18 protein-coding genes and 2 tRNA genes are annotated in these 21,668 nt (G+C 54.6%); 18 read left to right on the plus strand and 2 right to left on the minus strand.

Annotated features, from left to right (window positions below; genetic code table 11):
* The first annotated feature begins 54 nt into the window (after positions 1-54).
* Positions 55-480, plus strand: a complete 426-nt coding sequence (gene fur / locus ACIQYF_RS22860) for a ferric iron uptake transcriptional regulator (RefSeq protein WP_402866359.1) — start codon at positions 55-57, stop codon at positions 478-480.
* A 96-nt stretch (positions 481-576) separates the two neighbouring features.
* Here fur and recN read toward each other — a convergent pair whose 3' ends face one another.
* On the minus strand, positions 577-2,259 hold the full coding sequence (gene recN / locus ACIQYF_RS22865; protein WP_402866326.1) for a DNA repair protein RecN: 1,683 nt from the start codon (positions 2,257-2,259) through the stop codon (positions 577-579).
* Between the two features lie 251 nt (positions 2,260-2,510).
* Here recN and grpE point away from each other — a divergent pair, with 251 nt between their 5' ends.
* From grpE to greA, 7 genes are all read left to right on the plus strand, one after another.
* Complete coding sequence (gene grpE, locus ACIQYF_RS22870) at positions 2,511-3,077, plus strand: nucleotide exchange factor GrpE (protein ID WP_402866328.1); 567 nt, start codon at positions 2,511-2,513, stop codon at positions 3,075-3,077.
* A 100-nt stretch (positions 3,078-3,177) separates the two neighbouring features.
* Positions 3,178-5,094, plus strand: a complete 1,917-nt coding sequence (dnaK, locus tag ACIQYF_RS22875) for a molecular chaperone DnaK (RefSeq protein ID WP_322235007.1) — start codon at positions 3,178-3,180, stop codon at positions 5,092-5,094.
* 319 nt (positions 5,095-5,413) lie between these two features.
* A complete protein-coding gene (gene dnaJ / locus ACIQYF_RS22880; RefSeq protein ID WP_402866331.1) occupies positions 5,414-6,538 on the plus strand; it encodes a molecular chaperone DnaJ in 1,125 nt (374 codons plus the stop codon).
* Between the two features lie 10 nt (positions 6,539-6,548).
* On the plus strand, positions 6,549-7,355 hold the full coding sequence (dapB, locus tag ACIQYF_RS22885; protein ID WP_402866333.1) for a 4-hydroxy-tetrahydrodipicolinate reductase: 807 nt from the start codon (positions 6,549-6,551) through the stop codon (positions 7,353-7,355).
* Between the two features lie 258 nt (positions 7,356-7,613).
* On the plus strand, positions 7,614-8,750 hold the full coding sequence (gene carA / locus ACIQYF_RS22890; RefSeq protein ID WP_402866336.1) for a glutamine-hydrolyzing carbamoyl-phosphate synthase small subunit: 1,137 nt from the start codon (positions 7,614-7,616) through the stop codon (positions 8,748-8,750).
* A gap of 115 nt (positions 8,751-8,865) precedes the next feature.
* Complete coding sequence (gene carB, locus ACIQYF_RS22895) at positions 8,866-12,087, plus strand: carbamoyl-phosphate synthase large subunit (RefSeq protein ID WP_402866338.1); 3,222 nt, start codon at positions 8,866-8,868, stop codon at positions 12,085-12,087.
* Positions 12,084-12,560, plus strand: coding sequence for a transcription elongation factor GreA (greA, locus tag ACIQYF_RS22900; protein ID WP_019410406.1), 477 nt, complete (start codon positions 12,084-12,086; stop codon positions 12,558-12,560). The genes carB and greA overlap by 4 nt, the downstream gene beginning before the upstream one ends.
* A 290-nt stretch (positions 12,561-12,850) precedes the next feature.
* On the opposite strand, the gene yhbY is transcribed toward greA, so the two are convergent.
* Positions 12,851-13,159, minus strand: coding sequence for a ribosome assembly RNA-binding protein YhbY (yhbY, locus tag ACIQYF_RS22905; protein WP_402866341.1), 309 nt, complete (start codon positions 13,157-13,159; stop codon positions 12,851-12,853).
* A gap of 106 nt (positions 13,160-13,265) precedes the next feature.
* Between yhbY and rlmE the strand changes: the two genes are divergently transcribed.
* The 10 genes from rlmE to nusA all read left to right on the plus strand — a co-directional run.
* Entirely contained in the window at positions 13,266-13,916 is a 651-nt protein-coding gene (gene rlmE / locus ACIQYF_RS22910; protein ID WP_019410404.1) for a 23S rRNA (uridine(2552)-2'-O)-methyltransferase RlmE, read from the plus strand.
* Between the two features lie 191 nt (positions 13,917-14,107).
* Complete coding sequence (gene ftsH, locus ACIQYF_RS22915) at positions 14,108-16,018, plus strand: ATP-dependent zinc metalloprotease FtsH (RefSeq protein WP_402866343.1); 1,911 nt, start codon at positions 14,108-14,110, stop codon at positions 16,016-16,018.
* An 8-nt stretch (positions 16,019-16,026) separates the two neighbouring features.
* Entirely contained in the window at positions 16,027-16,878 is an 852-nt protein-coding gene (gene folP, locus ACIQYF_RS22920) for a dihydropteroate synthase (protein ID WP_402866345.1), read from the plus strand.
* A 16-nt stretch (positions 16,879-16,894) separates the two neighbouring features.
* Positions 16,895-18,232 (plus strand): phosphoglucosamine mutase, encoded by a 1,338-nt coding sequence (glmM, locus tag ACIQYF_RS22925; protein ID WP_402866347.1) that lies wholly within the window; start codon positions 16,895-16,897, stop codon positions 18,230-18,232.
* 66 nt (positions 18,233-18,298) lie between these two features.
* Positions 18,299-19,054: a triose-phosphate isomerase gene (tpiA, locus tag ACIQYF_RS22930; protein WP_402866349.1), complete on the plus strand. Its 756-nt coding sequence runs from the start codon at positions 18,299-18,301 to the stop codon at positions 19,052-19,054.
* Positions 19,055-19,058: 4 nt separating this feature from the next.
* Positions 19,059-19,442: a preprotein translocase subunit SecG gene (gene secG, locus ACIQYF_RS22935; protein ID WP_019410399.1), complete on the plus strand. Its 384-nt coding sequence runs from the start codon at positions 19,059-19,061 to the stop codon at positions 19,440-19,442.
* A 29-nt stretch (positions 19,443-19,471) separates the two neighbouring features.
* A tRNA-Leu gene (locus ACIQYF_RS22940) sits at positions 19,472-19,557 on the plus strand.
* Between the two features lie 96 nt (positions 19,558-19,653).
* Positions 19,654-19,730 (plus strand) — tRNA-Met (locus ACIQYF_RS22945).
* Between the two features lie 141 nt (positions 19,731-19,871).
* The gene (rimP, locus tag ACIQYF_RS22950; protein ID WP_402866353.1) at positions 19,872-20,330 is read left to right on the plus strand and encodes a ribosome maturation factor RimP; all 459 of its coding nucleotides are present in this window, start codon (positions 19,872-19,874) and stop codon (positions 20,328-20,330) included.
* Positions 20,331-20,377: 47 nt separating this feature from the next.
* The coding region (gene nusA, locus ACIQYF_RS22955; protein WP_402866356.1) for a transcription termination factor NusA at positions 20,378-21,668 on the plus strand (1,291 nt) is incomplete at its 3' end.

A 21,668-nucleotide genomic window follows, 5' to 3' on the forward strand; every position in this document is an offset into this window, starting at 1 on the left:
GATCATACCCGTATTAAGAGAAGCTGCGAAGCGGCTTCCGCGAGAAAGCTAACCATGGTTGAAAATAGCGAACTACGTAAAGCCGGACTTAAGGTGACTCTGCCACGAGTCAAGATTCTACAAATGCTCGATTCTGCCGAGCAGCGTCACATGAGCGCCGAAGATGTTTACAAGGCTCTTATGCAGGCTGGCGAAGACGTCGGTCTGGCCACGGTTTACCGTGTGTTGACCCAGTTTGAGTCAGCTGGGCTGGTGATCCGCCATAATTTTGATGGCGGCCATGCGGTCTTTGAGTTGGCTGATGCTGATGGCGGCCACCACGACCATATGGTCAACGTGGACAGCGGTGAAGTGATTGAGTTTTTCGACGAAGACATCGAAAAACTGCAGCACGCTATCGCGGCCAAGCACGGCGTTGAGTTGGTGGATCACAACTTGGTGCTGTACGTACGCAAGAAAACGCCGCAACAAACTAAATAAGCATGTCGCGCGAATTTCGGTTCGCGAAACGAACGAAGGCGACCTCTGAGTCGCCTTCGTGCTTTCTGAAACATGATATTTCGTGACCGTTCGTCGCTAAGCAGCGAGGTTTTTTGCGGTGACCACCATTTTTTTTGCGTGAGCCAGCGATTCTTTGGTCAGGTCAATACCGCCGAGCATGCGGGCGACTTCTTCTACGCGTTCTTTTTTGCTCAGTTTTGAGACGGCTGTGCGTGTTGTCTCGCTTTCACGAACCTTGTGCACGAAGAGGTGCTGGTGGCATTGCGCGGCGACTTGCGGCAAGTGAGTGACCGTCAGTACTTGGCCACGTTCGCCCAGGCGGCGCAGTAGCTGGCCGACGATTTCGGCTGTCGGGCCACCAATGCCCACGTCCACTTCGTCGAATACCAGGGTCGGTACACGTGACGTTTGTGCCGTGATGACCTGAATGGCCAGGCTGATACGCGACAACTCGCCGCCAGACGCCACTTTGGCTATCGCTTTGAGCGGTTGGCCAGGGTTGGCGCTGACCAGAAGCTCGACATGCTCCAGGCCGTGAGGCATTGGGTCGTTACTGCTTTGTGGGCGCAGCTCGATCACAAAGCGGCCGCCAGGCATGCCCAGGCGCTGGATTTCTTCTTCCACTGCACTGCTCAAGCGGGCCGCAGCATGACTGCGCAGGTTGCTTAGTTCGCGTGCGCACTCTTGATAGTGGCGGGTGTAAGACGCTAGCTCGTTGGTTAGGCGCTCGATGTTTTCATCGTTCGCGTTGAGAGTTTCCAGTTCGTTGAGCAGGTTTTGTTGCAGGGCGGCAACGTCGGCAGGTTGCACGCGGTGTTTGCGTGCAAGGCTGTAGATCGTGTCCAGCCGTTCTTCGAGGTATTGCAGGCGACTCGGATCCGCATCGAAATGATCGAGGAAGCGATTGAGTTCGCCCACGGCTTCTTCTACCTGAATCTGAGCACTGGCCAGCAGGTCGGTTGCTTCGCTCAATGAGCTGGAGTTGTTATTGACGCTCGACAAGCGATTCAGGCTTACGGTCAGGGCATTGAGGACATTGCCGGAGTCATTTTCGCTGCACTGCTCGACGACCTGGCGGCAAATAGTCAGCAAAGTTTCGGCGTTGGTCAGGTTTTTGTGTTCCTGCTCCAGTTCCTCCAGTTCGTTTTCACCCAGCGACAAGGTTTCGAGCTCTTCGATCTGATAGCTCAGTAGCTGATGACGTGCGCGCTGTTCGTCCCCTGAATTGGACAGGTGCTCAAGCTCTTGGCGGGTCTGGCGCCAACGTTGTGCGGCCAGTTGCACCTGACGAGCCAGGTCGCAGGCCCCTGCATATTCGTCGAGCAGTCGGCGGTGAGTATCGGGTTTTAGCAGCGACTGGTGCTCGTGCTGGCTGTGAATGTCGATCAACAGTTCGCCCAATGCTTTCAAGTCGCCTTGCGGGCAAGGGGTGCCGTTGATGTAGCCCCGTGAACGGCCTTCGGCGGTGATGACCCGGCGCAGTATGCAGGGGCCTTCGCACTCCAAGTCGCGTTCGGCAAGCCAGGCCCGGGCCTCGGGAATGTCTTGCAGGTCGAAGGTGGCCAGAATGTCGGCTTTGTCGGCTCCAGGGCGAACCACGCCACTGTCTGCACGGTCACCCAAGGTGAGACCGAGTGCATCCAGCATGATCGATTTACCGGCGCCAGTCTCACCAGTGATTACACTCATCCCACGATCGAGTTCAAGATCGAGATGTTCAACGATGGCGTAGTTGTGTACGGACAGGTGCACCAGCATGGGAGCCGCTCCAAAACGTAATGTCTGGTTATTTATACAGTGTTTTGTTTCGTGCTGACAATGCCTGCGCTTAGTTCTATTTGCTTTGTTTTCAGGCTTTTTTAGGCAGTTTTGAGTTCGCAGGGGCGCATTTAAGGGTCAAGGAGGTATCTGTTAGTGTTTTTTGGCTCTTGAACCTGAAAATTGCGACCCCATATACCTTGGCAGAAGCGCGAGTCGAGCTCGCGGACGATGTTTGAAAGGAGAAATCTATGGCAGACGAACAGACTATGGATACGCAGAACCAAGAGGCTAATCAGGCCGCCGATGTTGCAGGTGAAGATCTGGTAGCCCGTGTACAGGTGCTCGAAGAGCAGCTGGCTGCTGCTAATGATCAAGCTCTGCGTGTAGCTGCTGATTTGCAGAACGTTCGCCGTCGTGCCGAACAGGATGTTGAAAAAGCACACAAATTTGCATTGGAGAAGTTCGCGGGTGATCTGTTGCCGGTGATCGACAGCCTGGAGCGCGGCCTTGAGCTGTCCAGTCCAGATGACGAGAACATTCGTCCAATGCGTGAAGGGATCGAGCTGACCCTGAAAATGTTCCAGGACACCCTGAAGCGTTATCAGTTGGAAGCCATTGATCCTCACGGCGAACCCTTCAATGCCGGGCTTCACCAAGCGATGGCAATGCAGGAAAGCGCAGACTTGGAGCCCAACAGTGTGCTCAAGGTGTTTCAAAAGGGCTATCAGCTCAATGGTCGCTTACTGCGCCCGGCTATGGTCGTAGTTAGCAAGGCGCCAGCGGCGATTTCGCCATCAATTGATGAGCAGGCTTGAAATCGGTCGCAAGGCCCCCATTTAGAAGTCAAGCGTTAAGTAGTGTCGTAGTTGGTCATCACTGCTGCGGCAACAAAATCCAAATTTAGGGAGAGTTAACATGGGCAGAATTATCGGTATTGACCTCGGGACCACCAACTCGTGTGTTTCGGTTCTGGAAAACGGTAAAGCAAAAGTTATCGAAAACGCAGAAGGCGCACGGACTACGCCGTCGATCGTTGCGTACGCCAATGATGGTGAAATTCTGGTTGGCCAGTCGGCCAAGCGTCAGGCAGTGACCAATCCGCATAACACCTTGTACGCGGTGAAGCGTCTGATCGGTCGTCGTTTTGACGAAGAAGTTGTACAGAAAGACATTCAGATGGTGCCTTACAAGATCGCCAAAGCTGATAACGGCGACGCATGGGTTGAAGTGAACGGCCAGAAAATGGCTCCGCCACAAATCTCGGCTGAAATTCTGAAGAAAATGAAGAAGACCGCCGAAGACTACCTCGGCGAGCCAGTGACTGAAGCGGTGATTACCGTTCCGGCCTACTTCAACGACAGCCAGCGTCAGGCGACCAAAGACGCCGGCCGTATCGCGGGTCTGGACGTAAAACGTATCATCAACGAACCCACCGCAGCTGCTCTGGCTTACGGTATGGATAAAGCGAAAGGCGACCACACTGTCATTGTTTATGACTTGGGTGGCGGTACTTTCGACGTATCGGTTATTGAAATTGCTGAAGTTGATGGCGAGCACCAGTTTGAAGTGCTGGCGACCAACGGTGACACGTTCCTGGGTGGTGAAGACTTTGATATCCGTCTGATCGACTACCTGGTTGACGAGTTCAAGAAAGAAAGCGGCATGAACCTTAAAGGTGACCCGCTGGCGATGCAGCGTCTGAAAGAAGCCGCTGAAAAAGCCAAAATCGAACTGTCTTCGAGCCAGTCGACTGACGTGAATCTGCCTTACATCACTGCAGATGCCACCGGTCCTAAGCACTTGAACGTGAAAATTTCGCGCGCCAAGCTGGAATCGCTGGTTGAAGATCTGGTTCAGCGCACCATCGAGCCTTGCCGTCTGGCTCTGAAAGATGCTGGTATCGATGTTGGCGCGATCAACGACGTGATCCTGGTCGGTGGTCAGACTCGTATGCCGCTGGTACAGAAGCTGGTAACGGAGTTCTTCGGCAAAGAAGCCCGTAAAGACGTGAACCCGGACGAAGCGGTTGCAATGGGTGCTGCTATCCAGGGCGCGGTATTGGCCGGTGATGTTAAAGACGTTCTGCTGCTGGACGTGAGCCCGCTGACACTGGGTATCGAAACCATGGGCGGTGTTATGACTGCTCTGATCGAGAAAAACACCACGATTCCTACCAAGAAATCGCAAGTGTTCTCGACTGCTGACGATAACCAGGGTGCGGTGACCATTCACGTGCTGCAAGGTGAGCGTAAGCAAGCGGCTCAAAACAAGTCGTTGGGCAAGTTCGACCTGGCTGACATTCCACCCGCTCCACGTGGTGTGCCTCAGATCGAAGTAACCTTCGACATCGATGCCAACGGCATCCTGCACGTAAGTGCAAAAGACAAGGCGACTGGCAAGTCTCAGTCCATCGTGATCAAGGCGAACTCGGGTCTGTCCGAGGAAGAAATTGCTCAGATGGTACGTGACGCTGAAGTCAACGCTGAGGAAGACCGCAAGTTTGAAGAGCTGGCGGCGGCGCGTAACCAGGGCGATGCACTGGTTCACTCGACTCGTAAAATGGTTGCTGATGCTGGCGACAAAGTTACTGAGGAAGAGAAAGCTGCAATTGAAGCTGCAGTAGTTGCACTGGAAGCCGCTGTTAAAGGCGACGACAAGGCAGCTATCGAAGCCAAGGTTGAAGAGCTGTCCAAGGTGTCTGCTCCAGTCGCACAGAAAATGTACGCTGAGCAAGCGAACCCGGCAGACGCAGCGGCCAAGCCAGCTGATTCGGCTGAAAAAGCGGATGACGTTGTCGACGCTGAGTTCGAAGAAGTTAAAGACCACAAGTAATTAGCTTGTTGGTCGGCCGGTTGACCGTGCATAAGCGGTGACTGGTAGGATGTCGCCGCGCGGGAGCTTGCTCCCGCGTTGGCGTGTCTGGAGTCGAAGAATTTTTACAGCATGCGACAAGGTCGAATGCTGGCGGTTGGGACGGGCGCTTTTATGTGTCTCTGTCTGAAGTAACCGCTCCTGTCGGCCAATGCATTGGCTGTTAATCAGAAACCAATATCGTTGAAAAGACGTGAGTTGAGCCTTGTTTGTTCAGGCTCGGCGGGTTTGGTGAGGCTCGGGAGGGTTTTTCCAAGCGTCCTTGAGAGTGCAAAGAATTATGGCAAAGCGCGACTATTACGAAATATTGGGTGTCGAACGGACCACCACTGAGGTGGAGCTGAAAAAAGCGTATCGTCGTCTCGCAATGAAGCATCACCCGGACCGTAATCCGGATGACAAAGCCTCTGAAGAGCTGTTTAAAGAGGCGAATGAGGCTTATGAGGTGCTGTCGGACTCCAGCAAGCGTGCTGCTTACGATCAGTACGGCCATGCGGGTGTTGATCCGCAAATGGGCGGCGGCGGTGCTGGTTTTGGTGGGCAGAACTTCTCCGATATCTTCGGTGATGTATTCAGTGATTTCTTTGGCGGTGGTCGTGGCGGCTCCCGGGGGGGCGCTCAGCGCGGTAGCGATTTGCGCTACACGCTGGAGCTGAACCTGGAAGAGGCTGTGCGCGGTACCACGGTCAATATTCGTGTGCCCACCTTGGTTAATTGCAAGCCGTGCGACGGTTCTGGCGCGAAGAAAGGTTCTTCGCCAGTGACGTGTACGACCTGTGGCGGTATTGGTCAGGTGCGCATGCAGCAGGGTTTCTTCTCTGTTCAGCAGACCTGCCCGCGTTGCCAGGGTCAGGGCAAGATTATTTCCGATCCATGCGAGAGCTGCCGTGGCGAAGGCCGTGTAGAAGAGTACAAAACACTTTCCGTGAAAGTGCCGGCGGGTGTCGATACGGGTGACCGTATTCGTCTGTCTGGTGAAGGCGAGGCGGGTGTTCAGGGTGGCCCTGCGGGCGATCTGTACGTGGTCATCGATGTGCGCGAGCATGCGATTTTTCAGCGCGATGGCAAGCATCTGTTCTGTGAAGTGCCAATCAGTTTTGCTGATGCTGCGCTGGGTGCTGAGCTTGAAGTGCCGACGCTGGATGGTCGGGTCAAGTTGAAAGTCCCTGAAGGTACGCAAACCGGCAAGCAGTTCCGCCTGCGTGGCAAAGGTGTTGCTCCGGTTCGCGGCGGCGGTGTTGGCGACTTGATGTGCCGTGTGGTGGTTGAGACGCCTGTGAAACTGAGCCGCCGTCAGCGTGAGTTGATGGAAGAGTTCCGCTCGACGCTGGAAGGCGATAGCTGTCATTCGCCGAACGCGACCGGCTGGTTCGAGGGCGTGAAGCGTTTCTTCGGCGACTTATAAGGGGTTTGGCATGCGACGTATAGCTGTGATGGGCGCTGCCGGGCGCATGGGTAAGACGCTGATTGATGCGGTGCAGCAGCGTTCACCGTTGTGTGGTCTGACCGCGGCGGTTGTCCGCCCCGGCAGTTCGCTGGTGGGGGCTGACGCAGGTGAGCTCGTGTCTCTTGGGCGCATCGGTGTGCCGCTGTCAGCAAGCCTTGAGGGTGTTGCTGATGAATTCGATGTGTTGATCGATTTCACGCTGCCTGAAGTGATGCTCAATAACCTGGCTTTGTGTCGCAAAGCGGGCAAAGCCATGGTGATCGGCACTACGGGTTTGAGCGCGGCACAGAAGCAGTTGCTGGTTGAAGCGGCTAAAGACATTCCGATTGTGTTTGCGGCGAATTTCAGTGTCGGCGTTAACCTGTCGCTCAAGTTGCTCGATATGGCGGCGCGGGTGATGGGTGATGATGCGGATATTGAAATCATCGAGGCTCATCACCGACATAAGGTTGACGCGCCATCGGGCACGGCCATGCGCATGGGTGAGGTGATTGCTGATGCGCTGGGGCGTGACCTGCAAAAGGTTGCGGTTTACGGTCGTGAAGGCCACACCGGTGCTCGTGAGCGCGAGACCATTGGTTTTGCGACCGTTCGCGGCGGCGATGTGGTTGGCGATCATACGGTTCTGTTTGCTGCAGAGGGTGAGCGTCTTGAAATCACCCACAAGGCATCCAGCCGCATGACGTTCGCCAAAGGCGCTGTTCGTGCTGCCTTGTGGCTTGATGGGCGTGAGCCTGGTTTGTACGACATGCAAGATGTGCTCGACCTGCGTTGAGTCGACTCTGTAAAATCGGGCTGTTGCGCAATCAACGGCCCGATTTTTAACCGCTAAGCGATGACCTGTCGCATTCCTCTGCCTTTTCGGCTCTTTAGCGGTAGACCCAAAAAGCCTTTTTCTGTAAGCTACAGCTTTAGTGTGTCCACTAAAAGCGCGCAGATATTCGATGAAGAAGCGGGGTGACGTGTCCATACGTCACTCCGCTTTTTTACAACCTGCGATCGCCCTTTCAGGCTTTATTTACGGGAGGTCTTCTTGACTAAGCAAGCCATACTCGCCCTCGCTGATGGCAGCATTTTTCGCGGCGAAGCCATTGGGGCCGACGGTCAGACCGTTGGTGAGGTGGTGTTTAACACCGCAATGACTGGCTACCAGGAAATCCTTACGGATCCTTCCTACGCTCAGCAAATCGTGACCCTGACTTACCCGCATGTTGGCAATACCGGCACTACCCCGGAAGATGCCGAGTCTGATCGTGTCTGGTCCGCAGGTTTGGTAATTCGTGATCTGCCGCTGGTTGCCAGCAACTGGCGTAACACTATGTCGCTGTCTGACTATCTGAAAGCCAACAATGTTGTGGCGATCGCCGGTATCGACACTCGCCGTCTGACTCGCATTTTGCGCGAGAAGGGCGCACAGAACGGCTGCATCATGGCCGGTGACAATATTTCTGACGAAGCGGCGATTGCAGCTGCTCGTGGCTTCCCTGGCCTCAAAGGCATGGACCTGGCGAAAGTCGTCAGCACCGAAAAGGCCTACGAGTGGCGTTCGAGCGTCTGGAACCTGGCCACTGACAGTCATCCGACGATTGAAGCCAGCGATTTGCCTTACCACGTAGTGGCATATGACTACGGCGTTAAGTGGAACATCCTGCGCATGTTGGTTGAGCGCGGCTGCCGCGTGACGGTGGTTCCAGCACAGACACCGGCCAGCGATGTGTTGGCTCTCAACCCCGATGGTGTTTTCCTGTCCAACGGCCCGGGTGATCCTGAGCCTTGCGACTACGCGATCGCAGCTATTCAAGAAGTGTTGAAAACCGAAATTCCGGTGTTCGGCATCTGCTTGGGTCACCAGTTGCTGGCACTGGCCTCTGGCGCCAAGACCGTGAAAATGGGTCATGGCCACCACGGCGCGAACCACCCGGTTCAAGACCTGGACACCGGTGTTGTGATGATCACCAGCCAAAACCACGGTTTTGCGGTTGATGAAGCGACGTTGCCAGCTAACGTACGTGCCATCCACAAGTCGCTGTTCGACGGTACCTTGCAGGGCATCGAACTGACCGACAAGAGCGCTTTCAGCTTTCAGGGCCACCCTGAAGCAAGCCCGGGCCCGAACGACGTTGCACCGCTGTTCGATCGCTTCATCAATGAGATGGCCAAGCGCCGCTGATCAGCCCTTGCAATGAGTAGCCCAAGGGTGGCCCCTGCTTCTGGCGGCCCCTTGGGTGGCTCAGAGAACTGATCGACGGCTTGCCGACTGACCTGCGGATTTGAGTGACAAACCCATGCCAAAACGTACAGACATTAAAAGCATCCTGATTCTGGGCGCTGGCCCGATTGTTATCGGCCAGGCTTGCGAATTTGACTACTCCGGCGCCCAGGCCTGCAAGGCTCTGCGTGAGGAAGGTTATCGCGTCATCCTGGTGAACTCTAACCCAGCCACCATCATGACCGATCCGGACATGGCCGATGCAACCTACATCGAGCCGATCAAGTGGCAGACAGTTGCCAAGATCATCGAAAAAGAGCGTCCAGACGCGCTGCTGCCAACCATGGGTGGCCAAACGGCTCTGAACTGCGCACTGGATCTGGAGCGCGAAGGCGTTCTGGAGAAGTTCGGCGTAGAGATGATTGGTGCTAATGCCGACACCATCGATAAGGCAGAAGACCGTTCGCGCTTTGACAAGGCGATGAAGTCCATCGGTCTGGATTGCCCGCGTTCCGGTATCGCTCACAGCATGGAAGAGGCCAATGCGGTTCTCGAAAAGCTGGGCTTTCCGTGCATCATTCGTCCGTCCTTCACCATGGGCGGCACCGGTGGCGGTATTGCTTACAACCGTGAAGAGTTTGAAGAGATCTGTGCTCGTGGTCTGGACCTGTCGCCAACCAAAGAGCTGCTGATCGACGAATCACTGATCGGCTGGAAAGAGTACGAGATGGAGGTTGTCCGCGATAAGAAGGACAACTGCATCATCGTGTGCTCGATCGAAAACTTTGACCCGATGGGCGTGCACACCGGTGACTCGATCACCGTTGCTCCTGCGCAAACCCTGACCGACAAAGAATATCAAATCATGCGTAACGCCTCGTTGGCGGTACTGCGTGAGATCGGCGTTGAAACCGGTGGCTCCAACGTTCAATTCGGTATCTGCCCGAACACTGGCCGCATGGTCGTGATCGAGATGAACCCGCGCGTATCGCGCTCTTCGGCGCTGGCTTCCAAAGCCACTGGCTTCCCGATTGCGCGTATCGCCGCCAAGCTCGCGATCGGCTACACCCTGGATGAGTTGCAAAACGAAATCACCGGCGGCGCGACACCGGCGTCCTTCGAGCCGTCCATCGATTACGTTGTGACCAAGCTGCCACGCTTTGCGTTTGAAAAATTCGCAAAAGCCGATGCGCGTTTGACCACGCAGATGAAGTCGGTGGGTGAAGTCATGGCCATTGGCCGGACTTTCCAGGAGTCGCTGCAGAAAGCCCTTCGCGGTCTAGAAGTGGGTGTTAGTGGTCTTGATCCAAAGCTTGATCTGAGCAACCCGGAAAGCATGACCGTGCTCAAGCGCGAGCTGACTGTGCCGGGTGCCGAGCGTATCTGGTACGTGGCTGACGCGTTCCGCGCTGGCATGACTGTTGAAGACATCTTCGGCATGAACATGATTGACCCTTGGTTCCTGGTACAGATCGAAGATCTGATCAAGGACGAAGAGAAGATCAAGACGCAAGGCCTGTCTTCGATCGATCGTGACACTATGTACCGTCTCAAGCGCAAAGGCTTCTCTGATGCGCGTTTGGCTGTACTGCTGGGTGTGACTGAGAAAAACCTGCGTCGCCACCGTCACAAGCTGGAAGTGTTCCCGGTCTACAAGCGCGTTGACACCTGCGCGGCCGAGTTCGCCACAGACACCGCTTACATGTACTCCACCTATGAGGAAGAGTGCGAAGCCAACCCTTCGGATCGTGACAAGATCATGATTCTGGGGGGTGGTCCGAACCGTATCGGCCAAGGTATCGAGTTTGACTATTGCTGCGTTCACGCGGCCCTGGCGCTGCGTGCCGATGGTTACGAAACCATCATGGTCAACTGCAACCCGGAAACTGTTTCCACTGACTACGACACCTCGGATCGTTTGTACTTCGAATCCGTAACCTTGGAAGACGTGCTGGAAATCGTTCGTGTCGAGAAGCCAAAAGGCGTGATCGTTCAGTACGGTGGCCAAACCCCGCTGAAACTGGCTCGCGCTCTGGAGGAGGCTGGCGTACCGATCATCGGCACCAGCCCTGACGCCATTGACCGTGCTGAAGACCGTGAACGCTTCCAGCAAATGGTTGAGCGTCTGAACCTGCGTCAGCCGCCTAACGCCACTGTGCGCAGCGAAGACGAAGCCATTCGCGCTGCCGGCAAGATTGGTTACCCGCTGGTTGTTCGTCCTTCCTACGTGTTGGGCGGTCGTGCGATGGAAATCGTTTACGAAGAAGAAGAACTCAAGCGTTACCTGCGCGACGCAGTGAAAGTGTCCAATGACAGCCCTGTGCTACTGGATCACTTCCTGAACTGCGCAATCGAAATGGACGTTGATGCGGTTTGTGACGGTACCGACGTTGTGATCGGCGCGATCATGCAGCACATCGAACAGGCTGGTGTTCACTCCGGTGACTCCGCCTGTTCGCTGCCGCCGTACTCGCTGCCGCTGCACATCCAGGACGAGATGCGTGAGCAGGTCAAGAAAATGGCGCTTGAGTTGGGCGTTGTTGGCCTGATGAACGTGCAGTTGGCCCTGCAAGGCGAAGACATTTACGTGATCGAAGTGAACCCGCGCGCATCGCGTACCGTTCCTTTCGTGTCCAAGTGCATCGGTGTCTCGCTGGCAATGATCGCTGCTCGCGTGATGGCCGGTAAGACCCTGAAGGAAATTGGTTTCACTAAAGAAATCATTCCTAACTTCTACAGCGTGAAAGAGGCGGTCTTCCCATTCGCCAAATTCCCGGGCGTTGACCCGATCCTCGGCCCAGAGATGAAGTCGACGGGCGAAGTGATGGGCGTGGGTGATACCTTCGGTGAAGCGTTTGCCAAGGCTCAGATGGGCGCAAGCGAAGTGCTGCCAACCGGCGGTACGGCGTTTATCAGTGTGCGTGACGACGACAAGCCTTTGGTGGCGGGTGTTGCGCGTGACCTGATCAGCCTCGGCTTTGAGATCGTTTCGACTGCGGGTACTGCCAAGTTCATCGAAGCCGCTGGTTTGAAAGTGCGCCGCGTGAACAAGGTGACCGAAGGTCGCCCGCACGTTGTCGATATGATCAAAAATGACGAAGTCACTTTGATCATCAACACTACTGAAGGTCGTCAGTCGATAGCTGACTCTTACTCCATTCGCCGCAACGCTTTGCAGCACAAGATTTACTGCACCACGACTATTGCTGCTGGCGAAGCGATCTGTGAAGCGCTTAAGTTCGGTCCTGAAAAAACCGTACGTCGCTTGCAGGATCTACACGCAGGATTGAAGGCATGATCAAATACCCAATGACCGTCCAGGGCGCGAAAGCCCTGGAAGAAGAACACGCACACCTGACTAAGGTTGTTCGGCCAAAACTGAGCCAAGACATCGGCACGGCACGTGAGCTGGGCGACCTGAAAGAAAACGCTGAATACCATGCTGCCCGTGAGCAGCAAGGTATGGTTGAGGCGCGTATTCGCGATATCGAAGGCCGCATGCAGAACGCGGTCATCATTGATGTCACGACTATCCCTCATACCGGTAAGGTGATTTTCGGCACCACGGTTGAAATCGCTAACGTTGAGACTGACGAAAGCGTGACTTATCAGATCGTGGGAGAGGATGAGGCTGACTTCAAGCTCGGAAAAATCTCCGTGGGTTCGCCACTTGCTCGCGCCTTGATTGCGAAGGAAGAGGGTGATGTGGTCGCGGTGAAAACACCGGGCGGCGTCATTGAGTACGAGATTATTGAAGTGCGTCACATCTAAATAAAAGCGCCCGCTTCATGCGGGCGCTCTGCTTTGGCCGCTAGTCCGGACTTCTGGGTTAGCAGCTTGCAGTTGTTTTACACAGAATTTGTGCGGTGCTGGTCTGTATGGATTGGCGCAGCAGTTGGTTAAGGCATCGCGTGGCGCGCTTTGAATGCAGCGTATGTCGCGTGGTGCTGTCTGCTGGCGGGATGGGGTGCGTTGGGCTGTTCTGGCTGCCTGATGCATTGCGCGGGCAGTTTTTTGAAGGTGTCAGGGCGCGCCAGGCGCGCCCTTGACCCCTGTCGGCATCACTTGAAGCGATGGATGTTCGACAGATGCTTGTTAACATTGACGTTCTTGCGGTACAGAAGCGCCATTTTGCCGATAACCTGTACCAATTCCGCTTTGCCGGCCTTGCACAGTTCTGCAATGGCCTCCAGGCGGGATTCGCGGTCCAGGATGTTGACTTTGATTTTAATCAACTCGTGATCGCTCAATGCGCGTTCGAGTTCGGCTAAAACACCTTCAGTCAAACCATTATCAGCCACAGTCAATACTGGTTTCAGATGGTGGCCAATGGATTTGTACTGTTTCTTCTGCTCTTGAGTGAGCGGCATAATCTGACCCCTGTGTCTGATCTTGTAAAAAGCGGCGGCCAGTTTACCCGAGCGAGTCCGGGACCGCCCAGTTAATCACGACCCGTTTATATTTTTGAGGTGGCCCGTGGCCCGTTCCAAGACTAGCCTTAACTGGCTGAAAGAGCATTTCAACGACCCATACGTCAAAATGGCGCAAAAAGATGGGTATCGTTCACGTGCAAGTTACAAGCTTCTGGAGATTCAGGAGCGAGATCGTTTGATTCGCCCGGGCATGACGGTGATTGACCTGGGCGCAGCCCCGGGTGGCTGGTCGCAGGTGACTAGCCGTCTGATCGGTGGTCAGGGGCGTTTGATCGCTTCGGACATTCTGGACATGGACAGCATTCCAGATGTGACCTTCATCAAAGGGGACTTTACCGAGGATGCTGTGCTGGCTCAGATTCTTGAGGCTGTCGGAAATACACAAGTAGACCTTGTGATTTCAGATATGGCCCCCAATATGAGTGGATTGGCAGCTGTAGATATGCCGCGAGCAATGTTCCTCTGTGAGTTGGCATTGGATCTTGCCGGGCGAGTTCTGCGTCCAGGTGGTGATTTTCTGATCAAGGTCTTCCAGGGTGAAGGTTTCGACCAATACCACAAAGACATCCGCAAACTTTTTGATAAGGTGCAGATGCGCAAGCCAACCTCGTCACGAGATCGGTCCCGCGAGCAGTATTTGTTAGGGCGTGGCTTCCGTGGAATCGAGGGTTCTGCCAGTGACGAACGTCTCTGACAGGGGCGATAAGTTTTTTTGTATCGCTTTACAGCGCTGTCATAACGAATATTGTGTAGTCAAAGTTTCACAAAGGGTTACAGACGGAGCCTGCAAGGGTTGTAGGCAATGTAGTAAGTTATGCCGGTGAATATCATGCGAAGCACGCTTCAGTAGCGGGGCTTGCTTCAGAGGGTAGCTAATTGAACGATATGGCAAAGAATCTGATCCTGTGGTTGATCATCGCAGCTGTCTTGGTGACAGTGATGAACAACTTCTCCAGTCCAAACGAGCCACAAACCCTCAACTATTCCGACTTCATCCAGCAAGTTAAGGATGGCAAGGTCGAGCGCGTTGCCGTGGATGGCTACGTGATTACCGGCAAACGAAGCGATGGCGATACCTTCAAAACCATTCGTCCGGCTATTCAGGACAACGGTTTGATCGGTGACTTGGTTGATAACCATGTGACCGTTGAGGGCAAACTGCCTGAGCAGCAAAGCATCTGGACGCAACTGTTGGTTGCGAGCTTCCCGATTCTGGTGATCATCGCTGTCTTCATGTTCTTTATGCGTCAAATGCAGGGCGGTGCCGGCGGTAAAGGTGGTCCTATGAGCTTTGGCAAGAGCAAGGCACGTCTGTTATCCGAAGATCAGGTCAAAACGACCCTGGCTGACGTTGCAGGCTGTGATGAAGCCAAGGAGGAAGTGGGCGAGCTGGTTGAGTTCCTTCGTGATCCAGGCAAATTCCAGCGTCTGGGCGGTCGTATCCCTCGTGGCGTGTTGATGGTTGGCCCGCCAGGTACCGGTAAAACCTTGCTCGCCAAGGCGATTGCTGGCGAAGCCAAGGTTCCTTTTTTCACGATTTCCGGTTCCGACTTTGTTGAGATGTTCGTAGGCGTCGGTGCAAGCCGCGTTCGTGACATGTTTGAGCAGGCTAAAAAGCATGCGCCTTGCATCATCTTCATCGACGAAATCGACGCAGTCGGTCGTCACCGTGGTGCCGGTATGGGCGGCGGTCATGATGAGCGTGAGCAGACCCTCAACCAATTGCTGGTTGAAATGGACGGCTTTGAAATGAATGACGGCATCATTGTGATCGCCGCCACTAACCGTCCCGATGTGCTTGACCCTGCGCTGTTGCGTCCGGGCCGTTTTGACCGTCAGGTAGTGGTTGGTTTGCCAGATATCCGTGGTCGTGAGCAGATCCTCAAAGTGCACATGCGAAAAGTGCCGATGGGGGATGATGTTCAGCCGGCTGTGATTGCACGTGGTACTCCGGGCTTCTCCGGTGCTGACCTCGCTAACCTGGTGAACGAAGCGTCCTTGTTTGCAGCGCGTACCGGTAAGCGCGTTGTTGAAATGAAAGAATTTGAGCTGGCCAAAGATAAAATCATGATGGGCGCCGAGCGCAAATCGATGGTGATGTCGGATAAAGAAAAGCGCAATACGGCTTACCACGAAGCGGGTCACGCTATTGTTGGTCGGGTCGTGCCTGAGCACGATCCGGTTTACAAAGTGTCGATCATTCCACGTGGCCGTGCGTTGGGCGTCACAATGTTCCTGCCGGAAGAGGATCGTTATAGCCTCTCCAAGCGCGCGTTGATCAGTCAGATTTGCTCGCTGTACGGTGGTCGTATCGCTGAAGAGATGACATTGGGTTTTGACGGTGTGACCACCGGTGCATCCAACGACATCATGCGTGCCAGCCAGATTGCGCGGAACATGGTCACCAAGTGGGGCTTGTCCGAGAAGCTAGGCCCGCTGATGTATGCCGAAGATGACGAGTCTTATCTGGGACGCGGTGGTGGTGGTCAAGGTGCTAGTGTTTCGGGCGAGACAGCCAAGCTGATCGACTCTGAAGTACGCAGCATCATTGATGAGTGTTATGGCACGGCCAAGCAGATCCTGACGGACAACCGTGACAAGCTGGAGGCGATGGCTGATGCGTTGATGAAGTATGAGACGATCGATGCTGATCAGATCGACGACATCATGGCAGGTCGTCCACCACGCGAGCCGCGTGACTGGGAAGGAGGTGGCACAGGTACTCCTACAGCGCCGCCACTGGATAAAACCGAGCGTCCTGAAGCGCCTATCGGCGGTCCCGCAGCTGATCACTAAGGCTTGAAATGACTTTTGCTCAGTCCCTGACCCGGTTGCCTTGCGGCAACCGGGTTCTTGATTTAACCCGTACGCATGTTATGGGTATTCTTAATGTCACCCCTGATTCGTTCTCTGATGGCGGTCGCTTTGCTCCGGCAGATGCGGCTTTGCGCCATGCCGAGGCCATGGTGTTGGCGGGCGCAACCCTGATTGATGTGGGGGGCGAGTCAACGCGTCCAGGTGCTCGTGTGGTGTTGCCACAAGAAGAGCTTGATCGGGTGGCCCCTGTTGTCGAGCGCATCAGTCGTGAACTTGATGTGATTATCTCGGTCGATACATCCGCGCCAATTGTCATGACGGAAGTTGCGCGCCTGGGGGCGGGGCTTATCAATGATGTTCGCTCGCTGCGCCGGGAAGGTGCCGTGCAGGCTGCTGCTGCCACGGGTTTGCCTGTATGTCTGATGCATATGCTGGGTGAACCGGGTGATATGCAGGATAATCCGCATTACGCCGATCTGGTGGGTGAGGTTTCGGCATTTCTGGTTGAGCGCATGGAGCACTGTGCGGCAGCCGGAATTGCAGCTGAGCGAATCGTCCTTGATCCGGGCTTTGGCTTCGCAAAAACACTGCAACACAACCTGATTCTGTTTAAGCACATGGAGGCCCTGCATGCGTTGGGGCGCCCATTGCTGGTGGGTGTGTCGCGTAAAAGTATGATCGGGCAGACGTTGAATCGGCCGGTGGGTGAGCGCCTTTATGGCAGTCTTGCACTGGCAGCACTTGCTGTGACTAAAGGGGCGCGTATTCTTCGCGTCCATGATGTTGCCGAAACGGTTGATGTGGTACGGATGATCGCAGCGGTCGAGTCCGCCGACTAAGAGCAATGGAGCACTTATGACGAAGAAGTATTTTGGCACCGACGGTATTCGCGGTCGCGTCGGCGTTTATCCGATTACCCCGGATTTCATGCTCAAGTTGGGTTGGGCTGCGGGTATGGCGTTTCGTAGCATGGGTGCCTGTCGAATTCTGGTCGGCAAAGACACGCGTATTTCGGGCTATATGTTTGAGTCGGCTCTGGAAGCCGGTCTATCGGCAGCCGGGGCAGATGTAATGCTCTTGGGGCCAATGCCTACGCCGGCGATTGCATATCTCACGCGCACTTTCCATGCGGAAGCGGGCATCGTGATCAGTGCTTCGCACAATCCTCATGACGATAATGGTATTAAGTTCTTTTCGGGTGAAGGCACCAAGCTCCCTGATGAGGTTGAGCTGATGATCGAGGAGCTGCTGGATGCTCCGATGACGGTTGTGGACTCTGATAAGTTGGGCAAGGTGTCGCGTATCAATGATGCTTCCGGCCGTTATATCGAATTTTGCAAAAGCAGTGTACCGACCAGCACCAACTTCAATGGTCTGAACATCGTCATCGATTGTGCGCATGGCGCAACGTATAAGGTTGCGCCGAGTGTGTTTAAGGAGTTGGGCGCGAACGTCACTGTTTTGTCGGCTCAACCCAATGGCCTGAACATCAATGACAACTGCGGCTCGACCCATATGGGCTCGTTGCAGGCAGCTGTTTTGTCCGAGAAAGCTGACTTGGGTATCGCCTTCGATGGTGATGGCGACCGAGTGCTGATGGTTGATCACACGGGTGCCATTGTCGATGGTGATGAACTGTTGTTCATCATTGCGCGTGATTTGCATGAGCGCGGCAAATTGCAGGGTGGTGTTGTTGGAACGCTGATGAGTAATCTGGGGCTCGAACTAGCGCTGGCCGATCTTGGTATTCCGTTTGTGCGGGCCAATGTCGGAGACCGTTATGTCATTGCAGGCTTGCAAGAGCGTGATTGGCAGGTTGGGGGTGAGAACTCCGGCCATATCGTTTGCTTCCAGCACACCACGACAGGCGATGCGATTATTGCGGCCCTACAAGTGCTGCTGGCGCTGCGTCGCCGTGGTGAAGGCCTGGCTCAGTCCCGTCAGGCGTTGCGTAAATGTCCGCAGGTGCTGCTGAATGTGCGCTTTGCGGGTGGCGTAAATCCTGTTGAGCATCCTGCCATCAAAGAGGCTTGTGCGCGTGTTACGGAGGCGATGAAAGGTCGTGGGCGCGTGTTGCTGCGTAAGTCGGGTACCGAGCCGTTGGTGCGTGTGATGGTGGAGGGCGACGACGAAAATATGGTTCGTGGCTATGCAGAAGAGCTGGCAAAGCTGGTAAGTGAAGTTTGTGCCTGAATTCGGCTTGCCAGCGCGGATGTGGTTGGGTAACATCTGCGCCCACTTTGACCGACGAGGTAAAGCATGCGTCGCACTATGGTAGCTGGTAACTGGAAGATGCACGGTACCCGCGCCAGCGTCGCTGAGCTGATCGACGGTCTGCGTAATCTGGCCTTGCCAAGCGGTGTTGAGATTGCGGTATTTCCATCTGACTTGTTTATTGATCGTGTAATCAATGGCTTGAAAGATACGCCAATTTCGGTTGGTGCTCAGGATGCTGCGATCGACGAGAAGCAAGGTGCGCTGACTGGGGAGATTTCTCCGAGCCAGTTGGTGGATGCGGGTTGCAAGCTGGTGTTGGTGGGTCACTCTGAGCGTCGCCTGATTTTGGGTGAGCAGGACGAAACACTTAATCGCAAGTTTGCAGCAGCTCAAGCTTCTGGCTTAACGCCGGTGTTGTGCATAGGGGAGACCCTGGAGCAGCGCGAAGCGGGGCAAACGCTTGAGGTTGTAGGGCGTCAGCTGAGCGTTGTCATTGATGAGTTCGGTATTGAGGCTTTTGCAAACGCAGTGATTGCATACGAGCCGGTCTGGGCTATTGGTACCGGGCTGACTGCAACACCGCAGCAAGCGCAAGATGTGCATGCGGCCATTCGCGCACAGCTGGCGCAGAAGAATCCTGAAGTTGCACAAGGTGTGCAGCTTCTATACGGCGGCAGCGTGAAGGCGGCCAATGCGGTCGAACTGTTCAGCATGCCGGATATCGATGGGGGGCTCATTGGTGGGGCTTCCCTGAATGCAGATGAGTTCGGTGCGATTTGTCGTGCCGCGGGAAACTGAGAAAATGCTGGAAACAGTCGTAGTCGTTTTTCATCTGTTGGGTGCATTGGGCGTAATTGCTCTGGTATTGCTGCAACAGGGTAAAGGTGCGGATGCTGGAGCATCTTTCGGAGCAGGTGCATCAAATACTGTGTTCGGAAGCCAAGGTTCCTCTACCTTTCTTAGTAAGTTTACTGCTATACTTGCCGCAGGTTTTTTCATAACCAGCTTAGGGTTAGGTTACTTTGCTAAAGAGAAAGCTCATGAGCTGACTCAAGTAGGTTTGCCAGATCCAGCAGTGTTGGAAGCACCAAAGCAAAAACCGGCTTCAGATGATGTGCCGGTGCTTAATGAGCAAAAGTCGGCTACCCCAGCGACTGACGTACCTCCAGCTCAAGAGCAAAAGTAAAACGGGTTTCATGTTGTAACTGTAGTATTGCCGAGGTGGTGGAATTGGTAGACACGCAACCTTGAGGTGGTTGTGCCCATAGGGTGTAGGGGTTCGAGTCCCCTTCTCGGTACCAATTATCAAGAATGCCCGCAGTAGCGGGCTTTCTTGTATGTGGAAGCCTACATTGACCCTGAAAAGGATCAAACGTATACTTCCGCTCCAGCTTTGTCGCGGGATGGAGCAGTCTGGTAGCTCGTCGGGCTCATAACCCGAAGGTCGTCGGTTCAAATCCGGCTCCCGCAACCAGTTTTAGCGGAGCCCCTTATTAGGGGCTTTTTGTTAACTGGACACTTTATAGCGTCGATATTCAACGACGTTTCAGAGATGGGCGCTTCGCCCATTTTTTTATTTTGCACAGCATGCACAAACATGCACTAGGGGGTTCAGGTGTCGAGCAAGCTAGAAGAGTTGCAGGCCTTGTTGGCCCCGGTGGTCGTGGCCCTTGGCTATGAATGCTGGGGTATTGAATTTTCGGCTCAGGGCCGCCATTCAATGTTGCGTGTGTATATCGACAAGGAAGGCGGCGTTTTGGTGGATGACTGCGCAATTGTCAGTCGTCAAATCAGCGGCGTTCTGGATGTCGAAGATCCTATTTCTGTTGAATACACCCTTGAAGTTTCTTCTCCTGGCATGGAACGCCCGCTGTTCACTCTTGAGCAGTTTGGCCAATTCGCCGGTGAGCAAGTAAAGATCAAGCTGCGTTCACCCTTTGAAGGGCGACGCAACTTTCAGGGCCTTCTGCGCGGCGTAGAAGAACAGGACGTAGTGGTGCAAGTGGATGACCACGAGTTCCTGTTGCCGATCGATATGATCGACAAGGCCAACATTATTCCCAGTTTTGACTGAGACGCGGATCCCGCGGATCCAATGGCTTGCGAAAGGCGAGGCGTACGATGAGCAAAGAAGTACTGCTGGTTGTTGAGTCGGTGTCCAATGAAAAGGGCGTACCGGCAAACGTAATTTTTGAAGCGCTGGAGCTGGCTCTGGCCACCGCTACCAAAAAGCGTTTTGAAGACGAAGTCGATCTGCGTGTGGAAATCAACCGCCACACCGGTAACTATGAGACTTTCCGTCGCTGGACTGTGGTCGAAGACGAAGATCTGGATGATCCAGCAATCGAGTTGGCTGTAGACCAGGCTCAAGCGAAACAGCCAGGCGCGAAAGCCGGCGATATTATCGAAGAGAAAATCGATTCTATCGAATTCGGTCGGATTGCTGCACAAACTGCCAAGCAGGTTATTGTGCAAAAAGTCCGCGAAGCTGAGCGTGCTCAAGTCGTTGATGCTTATCGCGAGCGTTTGGGCGAAATCATTTCTGGCACCGTTAAAAAAGTGACGCGTGACAACGTGATCGTTGATCTGGGTAACAACGCAGAAGCGTTGCTGGCCCGTGAAGACATCATCTCGCGTGAAACTTTCCGTGTTGGCGTACGCCTTCGCGCATTGTTGAAAGAAATTCGTACCGAGAACCGCGGTCCTCAACTGATTCTGTCGCGCACTGCGCCAGAGATGTTGATCGAGCTGTTCCGTATCGAAGTTCCAGAAATCTCTGAAGGCCTTATCGAAGTGATGGCGGCCTCCCGAGATCCTGGATCACGCGCTAAAATAGCCGTTCGCTCCAAAGACAAACGCATTGATCCGCAAGGTGCTTGCATTGGTATGCGCGGTTCGCGCGTCCAGGCAGTGTCCGGCGAGTTGGGCGGAGAGCGAGTGGATATCGTCCTTTGGGATGACAACCCGGCGCAGTTCGTGATCAACGCAATGTCGCCAGCAGAAGTAGCAGCAATTATTGTCGACGAAGATGCCCATGCAATGGACATCGCCGTTGGCGCAGACAATCTGGCCCAGGCGATTGGTCGCGGCGGTCAGAACGTACGTTTGGCTAGCCAGTTGACTGGCTGGACCTTAAACGTGATGACCGAATCGGACATCCAGGCTAAGCAGCAAGCAGAAACCGGCGACATCCTGCGCAACTTCATCGAAGAGTTGGAAGTTGATGAAGAGTTGGCGCAGGTGCTGGTTGATGAAGGCTTTACCAGCCTGGAAGAGATTGCCTACGTACCGGTGGAAGAAATGCTCAACATCGACGGCTTTGACGAAGATATCGTCAACGAGCTTCGCGCTCGGGCCAAGGATCGTTTGTTGACTAAAGCCATCGCTACTGAGGAAAAGCTGGCAGACGCCC

The organism is Pseudomonas sp. NPDC096917 (assembly GCF_044762555.1).
In the GTDB taxonomy this organism is placed as follows: domain Bacteria; phylum Pseudomonadota; class Gammaproteobacteria; order Pseudomonadales; family Pseudomonadaceae; genus Aquipseudomonas.

Excerpts from the sequence above, each read along its gene's own strand:
- recN (WP_402866326.1), bottom strand. The coding sequence starts at position 2,259 with ATGCTGGTGCACCTGTCCGTACACAACTACGCCATCGTTGAACATCTC.
- folP (WP_402866345.1), top strand. The coding sequence starts at position 16,027 with ATGACTTTTGCTCAGTCCCTGACCCGGTTGCCTTGCGGCAACCGGGTT.
- ftsH (WP_402866343.1), top strand. The coding sequence starts at position 14,108 with ATGGCAAAGAATCTGATCCTGTGGTTGATCATCGCAGCTGTCTTGGTG.
- dnaK (WP_322235007.1), top strand. The coding sequence starts at position 3,178 with ATGGGCAGAATTATCGGTATTGACCTCGGGACCACCAACTCGTGTGTT.
- dnaJ (WP_402866331.1), top strand. The coding sequence starts at position 5,414 with ATGGCAAAGCGCGACTATTACGAAATATTGGGTGTCGAACGGACCACC.
- dapB (WP_402866333.1), top strand. The coding sequence starts at position 6,549 with ATGCGACGTATAGCTGTGATGGGCGCTGCCGGGCGCATGGGTAAGACG.
- tpiA (WP_402866349.1), top strand. The coding sequence starts at position 18,299 with ATGCGTCGCACTATGGTAGCTGGTAACTGGAAGATGCACGGTACCCGC.
- carB (WP_402866338.1), top strand. The coding sequence starts at position 8,866 with ATGCCAAAACGTACAGACATTAAAAGCATCCTGATTCTGGGCGCTGGC.
- glmM (WP_402866347.1), top strand. The coding sequence starts at position 16,895 with ATGACGAAGAAGTATTTTGGCACCGACGGTATTCGCGGTCGCGTCGGC.
- grpE (WP_402866328.1), top strand. The coding sequence starts at position 2,511 with ATGGCAGACGAACAGACTATGGATACGCAGAACCAAGAGGCTAATCAG.
- yhbY (WP_402866341.1), bottom strand. The coding sequence starts at position 13,159 with ATGCCGCTCACTCAAGAGCAGAAGAAACAGTACAAATCCATTGGCCAC.
- fur (WP_402866359.1), top strand. The coding sequence starts at position 55 with ATGGTTGAAAATAGCGAACTACGTAAAGCCGGACTTAAGGTGACTCTG.
- secG (WP_019410399.1), top strand. The coding sequence starts at position 19,059 with ATGCTGGAAACAGTCGTAGTCGTTTTTCATCTGTTGGGTGCATTGGGC.
- greA (WP_019410406.1), top strand. The coding sequence starts at position 12,084 with ATGATCAAATACCCAATGACCGTCCAGGGCGCGAAAGCCCTGGAAGAA.